The sequence below is a fragment of the Bifidobacterium boum genome (assembly GCF_000741535.1).
GTDB classification, from domain to species: Bacteria; Actinomycetota; Actinomycetes; order Actinomycetales; family Bifidobacteriaceae; genus Bifidobacterium; species Bifidobacterium boum.
This window is the reverse complement of sequence record NZ_JGYQ01000007.1, coordinates 496,294-514,312: the sequence shown is the minus strand read 5'-3', so window position 1 is coordinate 514,312 and position 18,019 is coordinate 496,294. Positions and strand designations below refer to the sequence as shown.

General features: G+C 59.3%; 13 protein-coding genes. 8 read left to right on the top strand and 5 right to left on the bottom strand.

Going from position 1 to position 18,019, the window contains the following annotated elements:
* Nucleotides 1-166 precede the first annotated feature (166 nt).
* Entirely contained in the window at nt 167-2,236 is a 2,070-nt protein-coding gene (locus tag BBOU_RS03525; RefSeq protein WP_026502793.1) for an elongation factor G, read from the top strand.
* Between the two features lie 57 nt (nt 2,237-2,293).
* On the opposite strand, the gene BBOU_RS03520 is transcribed toward BBOU_RS03525, so the two are convergent.
* Together BBOU_RS03520 and BBOU_RS03515 are read right to left on the bottom strand one after the other, a co-directional pair.
* Nucleotides 2,294-2,653 (bottom strand): YccF domain-containing protein, encoded by a 360-nt coding sequence (locus tag BBOU_RS03520; protein ID WP_026502792.1) that lies wholly within the window; start codon nt 2,651-2,653, stop codon nt 2,294-2,296.
* Nucleotides 2,654-2,993: 340 nt separating this feature from the next.
* Entirely contained in the window at nt 2,994-4,010 is a 1,017-nt protein-coding gene (locus tag BBOU_RS03515; protein ID WP_026502791.1) for an aldo/keto reductase, read from the bottom strand.
* Nucleotides 4,011-4,099: 89 nt separating this feature from the next.
* On the opposite strand from BBOU_RS03515, the gene BBOU_RS03510 reads away from it, so the two are divergent.
* Both BBOU_RS03510 and BBOU_RS03505 read left to right on the top strand, forming a co-directional pair.
* Entirely contained in the window at nt 4,100-5,485 is a 1,386-nt protein-coding gene (locus BBOU_RS03510; protein WP_026502790.1) for a glycerate kinase family protein, read from the top strand.
* 638 nt (nt 5,486-6,123) lie between these two features.
* Complete coding sequence (locus BBOU_RS03505; RefSeq protein ID WP_026502789.1) at nt 6,124-7,341, top strand: trans-sulfuration enzyme family protein; 1,218 nt, start codon at nt 6,124-6,126, stop codon at nt 7,339-7,341.
* A 1,005-nt stretch (nt 7,342-8,346) separates the two neighbouring features.
* On the opposite strand, the gene metK is transcribed toward BBOU_RS03505, so the two are convergent.
* The 3 genes from metK to BBOU_RS03490 form a co-directional block, all read right to left on the bottom strand.
* The gene (gene metK / locus BBOU_RS03500) at nt 8,347-9,534 is read right to left on the bottom strand and encodes a methionine adenosyltransferase (protein WP_026502788.1); all 1,188 of its coding nucleotides are present in this window, start codon (nt 9,532-9,534) and stop codon (nt 8,347-8,349) included.
* A gap of 158 nt (nt 9,535-9,692) precedes the next feature.
* Entirely contained in the window at nt 9,693-10,445 is a 753-nt protein-coding gene (locus BBOU_RS03495) for a class I SAM-dependent methyltransferase (protein ID WP_026502787.1), read from the bottom strand.
* A gap of 202 nt (nt 10,446-10,647) precedes the next feature.
* Nucleotides 10,648-12,066, bottom strand: coding sequence for an O-acetylhomoserine aminocarboxypropyltransferase/cysteine synthase family protein (locus BBOU_RS03490; protein ID WP_081815496.1), 1,419 nt, complete (start codon nt 12,064-12,066; stop codon nt 10,648-10,650).
* A 337-nt stretch (nt 12,067-12,403) separates the two neighbouring features.
* On the opposite strand from BBOU_RS03490, the gene BBOU_RS03485 reads away from it, so the two are divergent.
* The 5 genes from BBOU_RS03485 (at nt 12,404) to BBOU_RS03465 (ending at nt 17,581) form a co-directional block, all read left to right on the top strand.
* Entirely contained in the window at nt 12,404-13,453 is a 1,050-nt protein-coding gene (locus BBOU_RS03485; protein ID WP_026502785.1) for an ABC transporter substrate-binding protein, read from the top strand.
* A 108-nt stretch (nt 13,454-13,561) separates the two neighbouring features.
* Nucleotides 13,562-14,662, top strand: coding sequence for an ABC transporter permease (locus tag BBOU_RS03480; RefSeq protein ID WP_026502784.1), 1,101 nt, complete (start codon nt 13,562-13,564; stop codon nt 14,660-14,662).
* Nucleotides 14,659-15,570, top strand: a complete 912-nt coding sequence (locus BBOU_RS03475) for an ABC transporter ATP-binding protein (protein ID WP_238551999.1) — start codon at nt 14,659-14,661, stop codon at nt 15,568-15,570. The genes BBOU_RS03480 and BBOU_RS03475 overlap by 4 nt, the downstream gene beginning before the upstream one ends.
* Before the next feature lies 1 nt (nt 15,571).
* Nucleotides 15,572-16,921 carry a M20/M25/M40 family metallo-hydrolase gene (locus BBOU_RS03470; RefSeq protein WP_033489877.1) on the top strand — a complete coding sequence of 450 codons (1,350 nt, stop codon included), beginning with the start codon at nt 15,572-15,574 and terminating at the stop codon, nt 16,919-16,921.
* A gap of 393 nt (nt 16,922-17,314) precedes the next feature.
* The gene (locus tag BBOU_RS03465; RefSeq protein WP_026502782.1) at nt 17,315-17,581 is read left to right on the top strand and encodes a hypothetical protein; all 267 of its coding nucleotides are present in this window, start codon (nt 17,315-17,317) and stop codon (nt 17,579-17,581) included.
* The last annotated feature ends 438 nt before the right edge of the window (nt 17,582-18,019 follow it).

The window sequence follows — 18,019 nt, the reverse complement described above, 5'->3', positions numbered from 1 at the left end:
GTCTTCTGCTTCTGCCGACGTTGAGGGGTCGCTCAGCGTCGGCAGAAGGTTGGGGGAAGAGCGGGGATGGCGCTGCATCGGTCACGCCGGGCTGATGACGCCGTGCCGTCCTAGGATGGGGAAGTCGGGCACTGCCCGGCGCTTTCCACCGACCGACAGGAGCATGATGAAACAGATCGTCGCGGGCGTGCTGGCCCACGTGGATGCGGGCAAAACCACACTTTCCGAGGCGATGCTGTACGTGAGCGGTCAGGTGCGTCGGCTCGGCCGCGTTGACCACGGTGACGCGTTCCTCGACACCGACGCGTTGGAAAAACGACGCGGCATCACCATCTATTCAAAAGACGCGATCATCGACTATCCGGGAATGCGCTTGACCCTGCTCGACACGCCCGGGCACGTGGATTTCGCCGCTGATATGGAACGCACGCTGGGTGTACTCGATGTCGCGCTGCTGGTCATCTCGGCCGTCGACGGCGTGCAAGGCCATACCGAGACCCTGTGGCGCCTGCTGGAACGCTACCATGTGCCGACCATCATTGTCATCAATAAAATCGACGCGCTCGCGCCCGGCATATCGCGCGATGATGTGCTCGCCGGCATCCGCAGACGGTTCGGCGACCGGTGTGTGGACGCCGGTTGGCCCGGCGATACCGCCGATACGGCGGGTTCCGACGGTGCTGCCAGCGTTGCGGGAAGCCGCCCCGCGAATCCCGATAATCCCGATGACATCTCCGATGCCGACGCTCATGCCGGTTCCCGTATGGAGCGTGACGAGGATGTCGCCGCGTTGGACGAATCCGCACTTGACGAGTTTTGCGACACCGGCCGCATCAGCCCTGCGACCATCAGCCGGATGATCGCACAACGCAAGCTCGTCCCGTGCCTGTGGACGTCGGCGCTGCAACTGCACGGCATCCGCTACCTGCTGGACACGCTCGCGAATTATGCCCCGCAGCCGCATTACAACAAGCAGCATGACAAGGATTTCGGCGCCCGCGTCTTCCGCGTTTCGCATGACGCCCAGCACAATCGGCTTACCTGGCTGAAAGTGGCCGGCGGTGAACTGCCGGTGAAAAGCGATATCGAACCGTACGGGAAAATCGACCAGATCCGCCAGTATTCCGGAGCAAAATTCGACCTGCTCCAGTCTGCTCCCGCGGGAACGGTTTGCGCGGTGACCGGATTGCAGGGCACGATACCGGGGCAGGGGCTTGGTGCCCAAGCCGACGCTTCGCATCCGCTGCTGGAACCGGTGCTCACTTATACGGTCACCGCCAGTGATGGTACGGACGCGCACAAGCTGTTGGGCGCGTTGCGTGAGCTGGAAGACGAGGAGCCGCTGTTGCACGTGCGGTGGATTGAGCGGCTTGAGGAGATTCACATACAACTCATGGGTGCCGTCCAGTTGGAGATCGTGCAGGAACTGCTGCGCACGCGGTTCGGCATCGAAGTCACGTTCGACCGGGGCGGCATTGTGTATCACGAGACGATTGACGCTCCGGTGGAGGGTGTCGGGCATTTCGAACCCTTGCGCCATTACGCGGAAGTCCACCTGCTGCTGGAACCGCTCGAACGTGGCAGCGGCCTCCAATTCGCCAGCGATTGCAGTTTGGATGTGCTTGACCGCAACTGGCAGCGTCTGATTATGACGCATATGCGTGAGCGTGAACATTTGGGTGTGCTCATCGGCGCGCCGATTGCCGACATGCGGATTACGTTGCTCACCGGCAGGGCGCACGACAAGCATACGGAGGGCGGGGATTTCCGCCAGGCCACATACCGCGCGATCCGTGAGGGGCTTATGCAAGCCCGGCAGGGCGGGCACTGCCATGTACTTGAACCGTGGTACCGGTTCCGTTTGGAGCTGCCCGCCGACCAGGTGGGGCATGCGATGGCTGATATCCAGCGGATGAGCGGCACGTTCGATCCGCCCGACAATGACGGCATGGCGGCTGTGCTGGAGGGTGAGGCGCCTGTCGAGGGGATGCGTGATTACGCGATGGAGGTGAACGCGTACACGCATGGTCGCGGGTCGCTCACTTGCGTATCCGCGGGCTATCGGCCGTGCCACGACGAGGATGCGGTGATTGCCGCGGCGGACTACGATCCCGAATCCGATGTGGAGAATACACCCGATTCAGTGTTTTGCACGCATGGGGCCGGATACCCGGTCAAATGGTACAAGGTGCCGGAGTTCATGCATCTGCCGTTCGCGTGGCAGCAGCGTAGCTAGAACTGGTGGATTCGCGGGCAGCCGAATCGCGGGGTGGCTGCAGCATGTGTCTCGCAGTCATACGACTTGCGCGCCGAACGGCCACAACGCGAGTTTCGCCATTTTGAACGATTGGATGCCGAACGGCACGCCGATGACGGTGATGCAGTTGAGTACGCCGGCGATCAGATAGCCAATCGCCATCCAAATGCCGACCAGCACCACCCAGATGATGTTCGCAAGGAGCGATCCGACACCGCCGCCGTACACCACGGATTTACCGAATGGGGTGAGGGTCAGGCCCGCCATTTTGAACGCTTGAATGCCCAGAGGGATGCCGACGATGGTGATGCACAGCACGATGCCGACGATCGCCCACGCTACGGCGAGTGCGAGTCCGCCGAGAACCAGCCAGAGAATATTGCCCAACGTGTTCATGTCGCTTATTGTGCATGCGGTTGTTGACATGACGGTGATGGTGCGGTGGGCCGGTGTGGTGTGCAGCCGTGATGCGACGGCTGATGTGCATTTGCACAACATGCTGGGCGTTCCCTGAAAGTAATTCAGGATATTCTCAGGTAATCACATCCCTGTGCTCAAGATAGTATGCGTATACTGTCTCATGTCAGCGAAAGCCGACGAGATTCGTTCCGCGAATCCCACAACTTCAACCTTCTTTTCTCTTCTCTCCTTCTTCAGGGCCCGGTTCACGCCGGGCCCCTCTCTTTGTCCGAAACATACGCGTTCAGCGTCTACGTCCGCTCATGGACGCGTATTGTCACCGTCCGTCCCGCGCGATCTGGTCGATGGCGGAGAGCTCATCGTCCGTGAAGTCGGGCCCCTGCAACGCGCCGATACTGTCAAGCAGCTGCTCGGGCCGGGACGCGCCCACGAGCACGCTGGTCACTTCGCTCTTGCGCAACAGCCAGGCGAGCGCCATATCCGCCAGACTTTGCCCGCGCGCAGCGGCAATCGTGTTCAATGCGACAATCGCATCATGCGCACGTGCCACGTCGGCTTCGGTGAGGAAGCGCCCGTCCCTGGCCACGCGCGAATCCGCGGGAATCCTCTCCAGATAGCGGTCGGTGAGCAGCCCTTGGTCGAGCGGACTGTAGGTGATGAGCCCTTTGCCCAGCCGGCTGGCGGCTTCGAGCAGGCCGTTGTGCTCCACGGTCCGGTCAAGGATGTTGTAGCGGTTCTGCGCGATGATGAACGGCACATGCAGTTCGTCAAGAATCGCGGCGGCCGCTTCGAGCCGTTGCCCGTCATAGTTCGACAGGCCCACGTACAGCGCCTTGCCGCTGGTGACCGCCTGTGCGAGCGCGCCCATGGTCTCCTCGAGCGGCGTGTCCGGGTCGGGGCAGTGGTGGTAGAAGATATCGACGTAGTCAAGGCCGAGTCGCGTCAGGCTCTGGTCGAGGCTGGCGAGCAGGTATTTGCGGCTGCCGTGGTCGCCGTACGGGCCGGGCCACATGTCGAAGCCGGCTTTCGTACTGATGACCAGTTCGTCGCGATGCGCGCCGAAATAATCGTGGAGGATCTTGCCGGCGTTGCGTTCGGCGCTGCCGGGTTCCGGACCGTAGTTGTTGGCGAGGTCGAAATGCGTGATGCCGTGGTCGAATGCGGTGAAGCACAGTTGTTTCATCGTGTCGTATGACGAGAAATCGCCGAAATTATGCCAGAACCCGAGGCTGATGGTGGGCAGTTTCAAGCCGCTGCGGCCGCTTCGGCGATACGGCATGGTGCTGTAACGGTCGGGGGATGGAGTGTATGTGTCTGGAGTGATTGGTGACATCGTTGGCTCCTTTGCTCGCGTGTGTGGCCGCCGGCGGTCGCGTTTGGCGGGTGCGGCGGCTGGTTGCGTCCTCATCATAGGCTTGAGTCGTGAAGTTTCTCATTGCGATGGATTCGTTCAAAGGCTCACTTGATGCCGTGGCGGCGTGTCATGCGGTCGCACGCGGGGTGATGTCGGCTTGCCCGTCGGCGCGTTGCGATATCGCACCGATGGCGGATGGGGGAGAGGGAACGCTGGATGCGTTGCTGGCTTCGGTGGGCGGACGGCATCGCAGCGCGATGGTCCACGACCCGCTTATGAGGCCGGTCCGTGCGGAGTATGGGCTGTTGGATGCGCCTGCTGACGGGGATGCGCAGAATTTCGGGGATATCCAAGGCATTGAGGGCGGCCCGCATGACGGAGGCCTGCGTGCCGGCGGCGCGCACAGTGGCGATCATGCACCGCGCGCGATGGCCGCCGAATCCGGGCGTGTCGCCGTGGTGGAGATGGCGCGTGCCAGCGGCCTGCAATACGTGGACGAGCATACGCGCGACCCGTTGCGCGCCAGTACGTTCGGTACGGGTGAGCTGATCAGGCACGCGCTCGATGACGGGGCGCACACAATCATCGTTACGCTCGGCGGCAGTGCGACCAACGACGGTGGCGCCGGTATCGCCCAAGCGCTCGGTGCCCGATTGCTTGATGCGAACGGGCGGGACTTGGAACCGGGCGGCGCGGCGCTCGCTAGACTCGACCATATCGACATTGCCCGCATGGATCCGCGACTCGCGCATACGGTGTTTTGCATTGCCGCCGATGTCACCAACTCGCTGACCGGACCGACCGGGGCATCCGCGGTATTCGGCCCGCAAAAGGGCGCGACCCCGGTGATGGTACGGCAACTTGATGATGCTCTCGGCCGGTTCGCGCAGGTTATTGAGCGTGATTTGGGGCGTTCTGTCGCCGCGGTTGCCGGGGCGGGTGCCGGTGGCGGAACCGGGGCGGGACTGCTCGCTTTCACGAACGCGACCGTCGAGCCCGGCATTCAGCTTGTCGCAACAGCGTCGCGACTGGCGGACAGGGCACGGACGGCGGACGTGTGCATCACCGGGGAAGGACGTATCGACGGGCAGACCGCCTACGGCAAAACCCTGTCCGGTGTCGCCCAAATCGTCAAACAAGCCAATCCGCGCATCGTGGTCGTGGCGCTCGCAGGAGCAGTCGCCCGCGGTGTCGCCGCAGTGCCGCAGACGGCTGTGGGAAGTCCTGATACGGCTGGAGGCATTGATTCCTTGGTTACCGGGACTGGTGTTCCGGATGGTGCCGATCGATCGGTATCCGCGGATCTCTACGCGTGCGGCATCGACGCGGCGTTCCCGATCATCCGCGAACCGCAGTCCCTTGCGGATGCGTGCCGCGAAACCGCTGACAACCTCGCCGCCACCGCCGCAAACGTCGCGCGGCTGCTCGCCGCTGTTGCGGACGCAGACAGGTGAGAGCTCGATGTGGCTTCCTTCTCGCCGGGCGGTGCCGTTGTGCGAGGATTCGCTCACACAGTGACCGGTGCGGCGGTTGGAATCGTCCTGTAGGGCTAGCCAGGCCTCCGTTGTGTGAGGATTGGCTCACACGATGAACCGCATCAATATGTCCCTTCGCTGAATGCACTGGGGATGACGCCATCCAGTGAGCCGAAGCATGACGAATTGTGTATGTCGGGGCATGCACAGACAGTACGCAGCCAGTAGTTGGGTGCTGTGCCAAAACAGATCCGCCATCGCCGATGCCGATTGTCCACGATTGTCGCCGATTGTCCTTCGGCTGCAGCGCCGCCCCCTTGCTCCGCGCCGCCCACTGTCTGCGTGTCGCGCTCGCCGAATCCCGTCCGTCAAAGAGCAAAACCCCAATCGCCGCAACGGTTGTTAGCCGCATATAAGTATCCCGTATGTCTCGCAGCTTGTATCTGCCGCCGCCGCGGGATTAGGTTCGTAACCAACACGAGGCCGAAAGGTCGCGCGGCCGGTAACACGGCAAACAACATAACAACACAAGCAACACATCAACAACGCAACAACAACTTCACAACCATCCGCCCGGCCAGACCGCGGCGCTTGCGACACTACCTAGGGGGTGCACTATGACGAGGTTCAACACTCAGCTGGTCCACGGACTTCCGGTGAATGACAACACGACCGGAGCCGTGAACCCGCCAATCTACAACTCATCCACGTATGCTTTCGAATCGGTCGAGTCCATGCCCCGCTGGGATTACGCGCGCAGCGGCAACCCGACCCGCGATTTCCTCGAACGCCAGATCGCACAGCTTGAGCACGGCACCCGAGGTTTCGCGTTCGCGTCAGGACTTGCCGCGATCCACGCGGTCCTCTCGATTTTCAAGCCCGGCGATCGCATTGTCGTCGGCAGCAACGTGTATGGCGGCACCTACTCGCAGTTCAACGAGCATTTCACCCGCTGGGGATTGATTAGCGAGCCCGTGGACACCAATGATTACGAGGCGCTCGAAGCGGCGATCAGCGGTGTCGGCGTCGCCGGCGATGAGGATGGGGCCAGCGAGCCCGCCAAGGCCGTGTATTTCGAAACCTTGACGAACCCGCTGCTGCAAGTCAACGATGTTGCGGCGATCGCACAGATCGCCCACAAATACGGTGCGATTGTGATTGTGGACAACACGTTTGTCACCCCGTATCTTCAGCAGCCGCTCGATCTGGGCGCGGATATCGTCCTGCATTCGGCGACCAAGTATCTGGCCGGCCATTCGGATGTCATCGCTGGACTTGCCGTCGTGCGCGACGACAAGCTGGGCGAGCGCGTGTATTATGCGCAGAACCGTCTGGGAGGCATCCTTCCGCCGGCTGAATCCGATGCCGTCCGACGCGGTATCCAGACGCTTGGCCTGCGTATCGAACGTCAGCAAAGCAACGCCGTCGCCATTGCGAACTGGCTGCTTGACAACCCGCTCGTCGCGACCGTCCACTACCCGGGCGTCGAAGGCGGCCGCCAGCCCGGCGACACCGATAAAGGTTTGAAGGGCTTCGGCGGTGTGCTCAGCTTCGAAGTGGTCAAAGGCATTGATCCGGCGAACATTCTCGACAACCTGCATCTGTTCCGGCTTGCCGTCAGTCTTGGCGCGGTGGAGAGCCTGGCGGAGCTGCCGTGTCGTATGACGCATTTCGAACTGCCGCGCGAGGAACGTCTCAAAGTCGGTATCACCGACGAGCTGATTCGCCTGTCCATCGGCATCGAGGATGTGAACGACCTCATCGAAGATCTTGACCAGGCGTTCGCGATCGCGGCGAAAGCTGCCAAGCCGGAGCTTGCCGAGGTGGCTCGGTAAGCGGATGTGAGGGGTGTCTGTGAGATCAGATGGTTAAATCGGCCCGTTGTATATGGTGCAATACCATATGCGACGGGCCGATTGCCGTTCTGCCGGTTGCGTCGCATCTGTCGTATTGAATTTCGCGATTTCGAAAATCGAATCCAGCATGATTGTGCAACGATACTTAGTAGCTTCACCCGCGTTAGGGCTTCACATCATCAGACATGAAGACGACTGCATCGTATTGCACGTGAATCAAATCGGACTTCCGCACCTGATTCCTGATTCAGTCCGCGGTGGCAGCAATTACGGAAAACGATTACCGCACATAATCGATCGGAACGGTGGAATATCAAGGTTTTGGTGATTTCGTCAGTCGGGCTTGCCTTCGATTCCGCCGTCTTGCACGGACCAAATCTGATTTCCACGCCTGATTTCCGATTCAGTCCTCGGAACGGGTAACAGCAACATTCAGGCGCATACATGATATGCCGTAAATTGGCGGTATACCGGGAATTCCTGCCGGGCGGTACAGTTGTTACGTATTGCGTTGTGGACTGGATTGGATTTCGTCGCTCTATTCCCGATTCAAACCCGTCAATGGGACTGATCACAGCGTAGCGGCATCATCCATGCCGATGAAATGCCTCTCGCGCTGAGATTGGCAGACCCTACAACACATCTCCTCGATCTGAATCCGATATCGGCCTTCAATTCACGATGTAGTCCACCGCAATGACCTGTCAATGAGCACTCCAAGCCATGCTTAGGCCAATGAACAGACGATTGCTTCAGGATAAGCACACTGCAAGCGGAACAAATAATGCTCCCGGAATTGTCGGATCCCAAGTATCCAGACCTTCCGGGAGCGTCATGATGCAGTTGCAACAGCTGGTACCATGCCATGAGCACATACGCACAGCAGCTCTACCCTATGTGTACGCGCTGTCGGGATAAGCTGCGGCGGGTATGGTGGTTCGTGCTCATTGCTGTGAACATCCACGCCCACCGCCTCGCTGTAAGCTACTCCGCCTGCACGGCATCTCGCAGCGCATCCGCCTTATCGGTGCGTTCCCAGGTGAATTCCTCACCGGTCCGTCCGAAGTGCCCGTATGCCGTGGTTTTCCGGTAAATCGGGCGGCGGAGGTTCAATTCGTCGATAATGGCGAGCTGGCGCAGATCAAACACCTGCTCCACGGCTTTCTGGATTGCTTCGCGCGCAACCGTTTCGGTTCCGTAGGTTTCCACGTCGATATTGACCGGTGCTGCGACGTTACGGAAGTATCCGAGCGAGACCTGCACGCGTCGTGCAAGGCCCGCCGCGACGATGTTCTTTGCCACCCAGCGTGCCGCATATGCGGCGGAACGGTCTGGTTTGCGTGGATCTTTGCCGGAGAATGCGCCGCCGCCATGGGCGGCGAACCCGCCGTATGTGTCCACGATGATTTTGCGGCCTGTCAGTCCTGAATCAGCTTTGGGGCCACCGGTGTGGAAGGGCGACGCGTTGATGACAACGTCAATGTCATCCGCGGCGACGTTCGGGAAGGTCTTGAGCACCGGGTCGAGCACCTGTTCGCGCACTTGGCGGCGCACGTCCTCAACGGAGATTTCGGGCGAATGCTGGGTCGAGATGAGCACATGCCTGAAAGCGACCGGTCGCAGATCGTCGGTGTACTCCACGGTGACGAGCACCTTGCCATCTGGCCGCAACTGCGGGATGACCCCGTTCTTGCGCACCCACGCGAGTCGTTCAGCAATCCGGTTGGATGCGTACGCGGGCAGCGGCATCAGCGCATCCGTGTCATCGTTCGCATACCCGATCATGATGCCTTGGTCTCCGCCGAAGGTGTTGTAGGCGGTTTCCTTATCTGCAATCTTGTCGGTATCGCCGTAGTCGCCTTGGGGATTGTCGAAGACGCGGGGGCGAATATTGTTGATGATGCCGCAGCCGTCCGGGTCGATGCCGGATTCCGCTGTCGTATAGCCGATATCATGCAGCGCTTGACGTACGATGGCCACATGGTCGAGAACGCGTGGGACGCTCACTTCGCCTTCGACGACGACTAGTCCGTCTTTGGCGGTGGTTTCGACGGCGACGCGGGAATCCGGGTCAAGGGTGAGATATGCGTCGAGGATGGAGTCTGAGACGATGTCGCAGACTTTATCGGGGTGGCCTTCTGTTACCGCTTCTGAGGAGAAGTATCGTGCCATGGGTGTGTTCCTTTCGTTGTGGTGAATGGTTTGATGTGTGAACGTCGCAGTCCTGTTGTGTTAATGGGGGATAATCGGGGCGTTCGCGTGTAATGAAACTGACATAGCCATAGCCGTAGCCATAGCCATGCTGAATTGTTGAGATTGTCGCTTCCGGCTCACACTTGCGCGATGATGGCGACGTAGTTGCCGCTTTGGTAGCCGGTTACCGGATCATGTGGCTCATCGTTGTGATACGGGAGGTTTTCCAGCAACGTCTGCCAATGGGAGATGCTGGAGAATCCTGCTTGACGCAAGGCATCGTCATACCAAGGGATTTCATGCCAGTACGGCTTGTAAATGTGCGTGTCTACGTTGAAGAACGCCGTGCCTTCCAGCAACGGTTTGACCAGCTCGTCATCCAGATTTGCCGCTTGCCGCAGGCGTAGCACGATGCCGAGAGCTGATTCTGCAGGCACATCAGTGAGTACGATTCGTCCGTTTGGCGCGAGCGCCTCGCGGTTGCGCCTGAACGTGGGGATGATCTCTTCGTCGGGGATGAAACCGAACGATGAACCGTTGTACACGATGGTGTCGTAGGGCGCTTGGTCGTAGTCGAATTCCTGTGCGGTCGTGGCGACAATGTCCAGGCCTTTCGCGCGTGCCTGTGCTCCGAGCGCGGGTGACGGCTCGATCGCCTGACGCACGTGGATGTCGTATCGCTCGGCGAGCAGGGTTTCGAAAATGCCGCTGCCCACACCAATGGACAGAATTGAGCCGGGATCGGTGTCTTTTCCGCCCGTTGTGGTGGTCAGCGCCTTGTGCAGCAGACGCAGTCTGGACTCGTAGATGTTGGGGCGTAGCCGTTGCGTGTCATCGAGTACGGTGTCGTAGCCGGCGTACAGGTCTTGTTGTGACTCGGTTGCGCTCATGGTGTTCTCTCCTTGTTATTGTGGTTGGTTATTGGTTGGTTATTGGTCTGATTGTTCGTTGGTTGACATTGGCGTTGCCGGTTATGTAGACGGTCGTTGTATGGGCGGCGAGCTCATCGATGGCGCTGCTCTGTGACGGGGAATCCGGCATATGGATGCCGCCGTTGCCCCCAGAGCTCGCCACAACATCATCTGCTTGCCGTCATTCCTCGCCGTACACGGCGCGGAATCCGCGTTCCAGGTCGGCGATAAGATCCTGCGAATCTTCCAACCCGATGGACAGGCGGATAGTGGTCGGTTCCACGCCGATGGCACGCTGCTGATCCGCATTGAATTCGCGGTGGGTGGTTCGTGCGGGATCAACGATCAACGATTTGGAATCACCGATATTCGTCAGATAGGTGAACACTTGGGTCGCATCGATGAAGGCGTTCGCCTGCTTGACACCGCCTTCGAGCGTGAATGCGAGCACCGTACCGACGCCACGCGGATAATCACGCTCTGCGAGCGCATGGTCCGGCGAGTCCGGCAATCCCGCGTAGTCGACACGCGTGACATGGGGATGGGCCTCGAGGAACCGGGCGACGGTGAGTGTATTCGAAACAGCGCGGTCGAGCCTGACATCCAGCGTTTCCAAGCCTTGCAAGGTCAGGTAGCTTTCGAACGGTCCCGGCTCAGCGCCGAGCAGCCGCAGATACTTCAACCGCAGCCGTTGGATGAATGCCTTACGCCCGTATGCATCCACGAAACTGCGGCGTTGCCCGTGCGCTTCATCGCTGATGTTGTGCACGAAGGAGTTGAGCTGCGGGTAACGCGGTGTTGCAGCGTCTTGGGCGGACTGAGTCTCATCGCGTACGGTGTTGTCCGGACCGTAGTCGAGCCGTCCGGCGTCGACGACCGCACCGCCGACGGCGTTGCCGTGCCCGTTGATCGCTTTTGTGGTGGAGTAGACGACAATATCCGCGCCGTGCTCAATTGGACGGAACAGGTAAGGCGTAGGCAGCGTGTTGTCCACGACGACGGCGACGCCATGCCGATGGGCGATTTCTGCGACGCGATCGATATCGGTGATCCGTGTGGTCGGGTTTGACACGCTTTCCAAGAAGACAAGACGGGTATCCGGGCCGATTGCCGCTTCAAGCTGATCCTCGTCATCGACTTTGTCTACGTAATCTACGCCTACACCGAGTGCCGGCAGCAGATTGTTGATGAAATCAAACGTACCGCCGTACAGGTCACGGGTTGAGACGATTCGCCCGCCATGGTCGGCAAGCGTGAGAATGGTGGAGCTGATCGCTGCCATGCCGGAGGAGAATGCGACCGCGGCGACGCCGCCATCCAAGGACGCAAGCCGTGACTCAAGCACTTCCGGCGTGGGATTACCGACTCTGGAATACAAGTGGGTGCCCGGTTCCAAACCGTTGGCGGCGCGTGACCCGCGTGTCGCATTGCGCAGGTCGTATCCTGCAGTCGCATAAATAGGCACTGAACTCGAGTCCAGATGTGTTGGAGCGTCATAGCCAGCATGCAGTTGCCGCGTGGCGAACTCTTCGCCGTTCGTGATGTCGTTGCTGGTATCCGCCGTGACATGCCTGTCGGTGGTGCTGTCGATGCTTCCCATGTGATCTCCTTGCCGGCTGGACGTTCGGTTCAGCCTGTTGCGTTCGATGCTGCGAGTCGATACTGTGCTCCGATGCCTCGCAGGGGTGTCATCAACGCTATCTTCGGATCGGCGGACACGCATATCTCGGGTTCAACATGTTTATTGTGCGATTCCATAACCCGGTTCTATAGCGGGGTCCCTGTTCGCTGAGGGCAACGGCTTTTGAACTCCCTATAAGCATCTTGTATGCCGTTCGCCTTGCCTCTGGCGTACGGCGTGAATTAGGTTCGAGGCTAATGCGGATGGCCGGACCATCACGGTCATATCAACCGCAGCGGAGAATCAAGGAGTACACATGTTGAACATCCACGGACGCGTTGTCAAAGGCGCGGCGATCCTATGCACACTGATCGCCGTGTTCGCCTTTGACGCATGCAGCGTCAAGACATCTGGATCATCGTCGGCAAGCGGTAGCGCGAAAGCCACGAGCACTACATACAAATACGGGACCATCGAGTTCCCCAAGTCAAGTTCGTTGTGCAGTTCGCCAATCGCCATCGCTCTTGAACTGGGGTATTTCAAAGCTGAGGGTATCAACGCGAAGCTGGTGACGGCGGATGCGGAGACTCGCAAGGTCGGTCTTGATTCAGGCCGTTTCCCGGTGACGAATGGAGACTTCCAGTTCTTCCCTTCGATTGAGGAAGGCGTTTCGGCAAGTGTTGTCGGTGCGTTGCATAAGGGATGCATCAAGATCGCAGTGAAGAAGGGCTCCAGCATCAAAACCGCCAAGGATCTCAAGGGCAAGAAAATCGGCGTTGACGAAATCGGCGGCACCCCATACATGGCTGCGAACATGTGGCTTGGCCAGGCGGGTTTGAGCGTCGACCAGAACAACAGCGATGTGACCTACCTGCCGTATGACGATTCGAGCCTCGAGTTCCAGGCGTTGCAGAACGGCGATATCGATGCCGCTGCGTTGTGGGATCCGCTGCCGACGGTTGAGGAACAGAAGGGCACGGTCGATATCATCTTCGATTTGGGTTCTGACCCGACTTTCGCCAAGCATTTCTGCTGCTTCCTGTATGGCTCGAACAAGATCATCAAGGAGAAGCCTGAAGAGATGGCCGCTATTCTCCGTGCGTTGAACAAAGCCCGTAATTACATTGCGGCTCACCCACAGCAGGCGGCGAAGATCATCGCAGAGAAGAAGTATTCCTCGATCACCGATGTCACGCTGGCGACCAAGTTGTTCAAAGACTATGACTACAAGGTCGAGGACAACGAGGATGCGGCCATCAAGAGCGATGTGCAGTACTTCACCGAGCAGCTCAAGACGATTGGCTTCCTCAAGACCAATGACACGACCAAGCTGGCGAACACGATTTACCAGAAGATCGATTTGTAATCCACGGCGTACGCCGGTTTGACCGAATCCGGCGCTGCCATCAACCTGGCGTGCCGGCACCCATGAGGCGTCGGCGCGCATCAGGCCGTCAAAGGAAAGCGAATACACATGAGTAGTTTGATAACAGACCTGACCGTGCCACCTGCAGTGCGTGCGGATCGATTGGCACGCGCCAATGCTTCGGGCGCCAATACCCGGGGCGGGGAAGCTGGCAGCCGGCGCGTCTTTGTCCTGCCATATCCGTTGACTGTCGTGTTCACTATCGGCGGGTTTCTCATCGCGGAACTGGTGAGTGTGTTCTTCCCGCAGATTGCGCCGGTGACCTTTACGGAAGGCGAATTGTGGATATTCCTGCTCACTGGGCAGGAAGCTTACCGTGGACTGCTGGTTATTCTTGCCATTGCCTATGCGCTGGCAGGTATCGTTGATCTCAGAAGTGCGCAGAAGCGCGCATATTACCGCAGCCGGGCTCCGTTCAGATTCGCTATGGGTATTGCGCTCGCCTTGTGGGATATCGCCGGTACAAAACTCCAGACCTTGCCTCAGCCGTTCTTCCCGGGGCCGGCGAAAGTCCTTGAAGCTTTCGTTACCGATGGCGGGTATATCGTGCTGAACACCTTGTATTCGACGCGTCTGTTCATTGCCGGGTTCATAGTCGGAGTAGTGCTGGGCGTAGTCACCGGTGTGCTGATCGGCTGGTTCGACAAAGCGTATTACTGGGTGTTCCCGGTGTTGAAAATCACGGGTGTCATCCCGTCGGTCGCATGGATGCCGTTCGCTCTGACCTTGATGCCGACTCCCTTTGCCGCCGCCGTGTTCCTGCTGGTTATCGCTTCTTGGTTCCCGGTCGCTTTCCTGACCGCACAAGGTATTAAAAGTACGCCGAAAATGCTGGTCGAAGCGGCGCGAACCCTTGGTGCATCTACGCCGTACATTCTGTTCCACGTGGCCATTCCGAATGCGACCCCCAGCATTTTTACGGGCATCGGCATGGCGAACAGCCTGTCGTTCCTCACCTTGGTGATTTCCGAGATGATGGGACAGCCTGGCGGCTTGGGCTATTACATCGATCAGGCAAAGGCGTGGTCCTCCTACTACAAGATTCTCGCGGCGATTGTCGTGATGGCAATCCTGTTCTCCCTGATTATGAAGATTATCGAAGTGGTTCGCGGCCGTGTGCTGCGTTGGCAGAAGGGACTCGTACGATGAGCGCCATTGAACTTGAACATACCGCCGGCAACAGTGATCGGACGCCGGCGGACGCGCCTCATGGCGTGAATCCTGAGTTGTCCATCGAGCATGTTTCACGTGAATTCACAGCTCCGGACGGAAGCATCGTCCATGCGTTGTCGGATGTGAGTCTGTCGATATTTCCGGGTGAACTTGTGTCGATTATCGGTCCATCGGGATGTGGCAAGACCACGTTGTTGCGGCTGATCGCCGGACTTGACAAACCCCAAGACGGAACGCTGAGCCTTGCCGGAGAGCCGATTGAGGGGCCGAATCCCAAGCGCGGCTACGTGTTTCAGCAGGGCAGTCTGTTCCCGTGGCTGACCGTGGAGGAAAATATCGCGTTCGGATTGAAAGCGCAAGGCATTTACCGGGAGCGGAAGGCCGATGTCGCCAGATATATCGATATGGTCGGTCTGCGTGGATTCGAGCAGGCGTATCCGCATCAGATTTCCGGCGGCATGGCACAGCGAGTGGCGATTGCGCGTGCGCTGATCGACCATCCAGACGTGCTGCTGCTCGACGAGCCGATGGGTGCCTTGGATTCATTCACCCGTGCCGATTTGCAAGATCGTTTGCTCGACATCTGGGAGCAGTACCACATGACGATGATTCTGGTGACGCACGATGTGGATGAGGCGATTTATCTGGGAAGCCGCGTCGTAATCATGACGCCGCGTCCTGGACGAATCAAGGAAATCGTGCCGATCGCGCTTGATGCGCGTGACCGCGTGTCAGACGAATTCGCCGCTTACCGCAAGCAGCTCTTGAAGAAATTGCATTTCGACGCACACGAGGTACATGCCGGGAATAGCGCTGCCGTGGCCGCTTCAGTCCAAGAACCGGCGACGGTTTCAGGCTGGGACACCGCGAAAAAGGAGGATTGATATGGTGCAGCATGTGACAGACGCAGATAATCAGGCGCAGCAGGAAGCTGTGGCATTCACCTCACGTCTGATTCAATTTGACACGCAGAACGCGGGGGATGGCCGTGCGCGTGAAACCGAAGCCGCACAATGGGTGGCAGGCAAGCTCGCCGAAGTAGGCATCGACTCCACGCTTGTGGACAGCGCTCCGGGACGCACCAATCTGATCGCGGACATTCCGGGGGAGAATCCCGATTTGCCGGTGCTGCTCGTTCACGGGCATTTGGACACGGTGCCTGCGCGCGTTGAAGATTGGAGTGTTGACCCGCTCGGCGGCGACATTCACCCTGATGCCGATGGGGTGGAAAGTGTCTGGGGACGCGGTGCAATCGATATGAAGGACATGGTCGGCATGTCACTGGCGGCGTTGCGTGCGATTCTCCGTTCCGGGAGCAAACCGCGCAGGCCGGTGCGTTTCATTCTATTCGCCGATGAGGAAGCGGGGGGCTTCCAAGGATCAGAATGGATTGCACAACATCACCCTGAATGGTTTGACCGTGTTGGCGCCATCATCAGTGAGACCGGAGGATTCGGCGGATACGTGGACGGGCATCGCGTCTACTATGTGCAGGTCGGCGAAAAAGGCACACAATGGTTCCGGCTCAACGCTCAGGGCGTGCAATCGCACGGTTCGCAAATCAACGGTGATAACGCCGTCGTAAAAATCGCGAAAGCCGCGGCCAGAATCGCCGACTACTCGTGGCCAGCCGATGCCGGTCAAGTCGGACGACTGCTGGTGAATCGTCTGCAGGATATCGTCCAATCAGCGGAAGGCCGGCAGGAGGAATACGATACGGCTGCACTGATTGACCGCACCGGCCCGTCCAGGCCGTGGGTTGCGTCTTCGGTGCGCAACACGTTCAACGTCACGTCGATCGATGCCGGAAGCACGGTCAATATCGTGCCGGCGAAGGCGACCGCTCTGATTGACGGAAGAGCGCTGCCGGGGCAGGAGGACACGCTGCTGCAACGGTTGCGTGAGCTTGCCGGGCCTGACGTGAGCGTGGAGAAAATCCATCGCAGCCGCGGGTACGTGACCGATGTGCACGGCGAGTTGTTCACAGCGATTGAACACACGTTGCAGCAAGTTGATCCGGATGCTGTAGTCGTGCCGTTCCTGTCGTCGGGGGGCACGGATAGCAAGGCGGTATTGAAGATCAATCCGGATATCGAGGTGTGCGGGTTCATCCCATTGCGGGTGCCGGAGGGCTTCGACGTCATCGGGAACTTCCACGGTGTGGATGAGCATGTGCCGGTCGATGCTTTGAAATTCGGGCAAGGCGTATTGCAACAGTTCATCAGCACGTTCTAGGAATTCGGGCGAGCGTTTGCGGATTATATCTGCACGCTTGTGACGGGACTCAATGTGATTGGCGAGCAAGGAGAGAAATGATGACAACACCCTCGCAAACTCAAGTGCGGTTGATATCAAGGGATCGGCGTGGCCTGAAGGGCCGGTGGGCGGTTCGGATTACCGTATCGGCCCTGTGCAGCATATCGCTGGCAACGGTGGCAGGCTGCGGTTCCGCGGACAGCGCGGTTGTCCTGGATGGGAATGCGGGCGGTTCGACGAGCCAGTCCGCTACACAGAGCGGGCACGAAGCGAATGATGCCGCTGATTCTGCAAGCGAATCGTCACAACCAGAAGACGGCACTGACTCGGACACCGCCGCGAAGGCTCCGGACAGCTCCATGGACAATATGCATGGCGGAAGCGGGCAGCCTTCATCCAGTGCATCGCCAGATGCTTCGGCATCCCCGTCTGCGTCTTCATCATCAATGGATATGGACGGCGATTGCTGCCACCACTGAATGTGAACGCATCAGCGAGGCTCGGTTCGCGCTCCGCCAAGTCTCGAGCCGAGCCTCGCGCCCGACACGGCGGAGCAAGCGCCGGATATTCGGCATTCTCGGTATCAGCGCTGTCATCGATATGTTCATCTTCGACGCCGTCGGCGGAAATGAACGGTGACTGTAGCAGCCGTTGAATGTGAGAGATGCCGGCCGTCGGCCGTGTCCAGTGCCCCGTATCCCGAACAGCGGAATGATATCTCTGCCGGATGCGGGGTTTCGGTTATTGAATACTGTGTGTGCGGCGGTGCTGCGCGGGATTGAGCCGGCGTTTGGTGCCCTGTCTGTTCTGTATGCCGTGGCATACACAATCCTGCGGAATGCGCCGAACACTGGCATAACGCCATGGCATTCGGAGCGTTCCGTATGTCGTGGTCTGCGTAATCCGGGGGATGAAGCTGCATAACGAAGGCGCCGTCCAGCATCTGGCGACTTATGCATGTCCGGGCATACATCTGTGCAAAGGTCGGCGAATGCGCAAGGCAATATGTCTCCCATCCGGCATGTGGCGCATGTCTTGGCATACAGGATCCGGCACATTCGAATCGCGCCCATACCT

Excerpts from the sequence above, each read along its gene's own strand:
- BBOU_RS03480 (WP_026502784.1), top strand. The coding sequence starts at position 13,562 with ATGAGTAGTTTGATAACAGACCTGACCGTGCCACCTGCAGTGCGTGCG.
- BBOU_RS03465 (WP_026502782.1), top strand. The coding sequence starts at position 17,315 with ATGGCGGAAGCGGGCAGCCTTCATCCAGTGCATCGCCAGATGCTTCGG.
- BBOU_RS03475 (WP_238551999.1), top strand. The coding sequence starts at position 14,659 with ATGAGCGCCATTGAACTTGAACATACCGCCGGCAACAGTGATCGGACG.
- BBOU_RS03505 (WP_026502789.1), top strand. The coding sequence starts at position 6,124 with ATGACGAGGTTCAACACTCAGCTGGTCCACGGACTTCCGGTGAATGAC.
- BBOU_RS03470 (WP_033489877.1), top strand. The coding sequence starts at position 15,572 with ATGGTGCAGCATGTGACAGACGCAGATAATCAGGCGCAGCAGGAAGCT.
- BBOU_RS03525 (WP_026502793.1), top strand. The coding sequence starts at position 167 with ATGAAACAGATCGTCGCGGGCGTGCTGGCCCACGTGGATGCGGGCAAA.
- BBOU_RS03515 (WP_026502791.1), bottom strand. The coding sequence starts at position 4,010 with ATGTCACCAATCACTCCAGACACATACACTCCATCCCCCGACCGTTAC.
- BBOU_RS03485 (WP_026502785.1), top strand. The coding sequence starts at position 12,404 with ATGTTGAACATCCACGGACGCGTTGTCAAAGGCGCGGCGATCCTATGC.
- BBOU_RS03490 (WP_081815496.1), bottom strand. The coding sequence starts at position 12,066 with ATGGGAAGCATCGACAGCACCACCGACAGGCATGTCACGGCGGATACC.
- BBOU_RS03495 (WP_026502787.1), bottom strand. The coding sequence starts at position 10,445 with ATGAGCGCAACCGAGTCACAACAAGACCTGTACGCCGGCTACGACACC.
- BBOU_RS03520 (WP_026502792.1), bottom strand. The coding sequence starts at position 2,653 with ATGAACACGTTGGGCAATATTCTCTGGCTGGTTCTCGGCGGACTCGCA.
- metK (WP_026502788.1), bottom strand. The coding sequence starts at position 9,534 with ATGGCACGATACTTCTCCTCAGAAGCGGTAACAGAAGGCCACCCCGAT.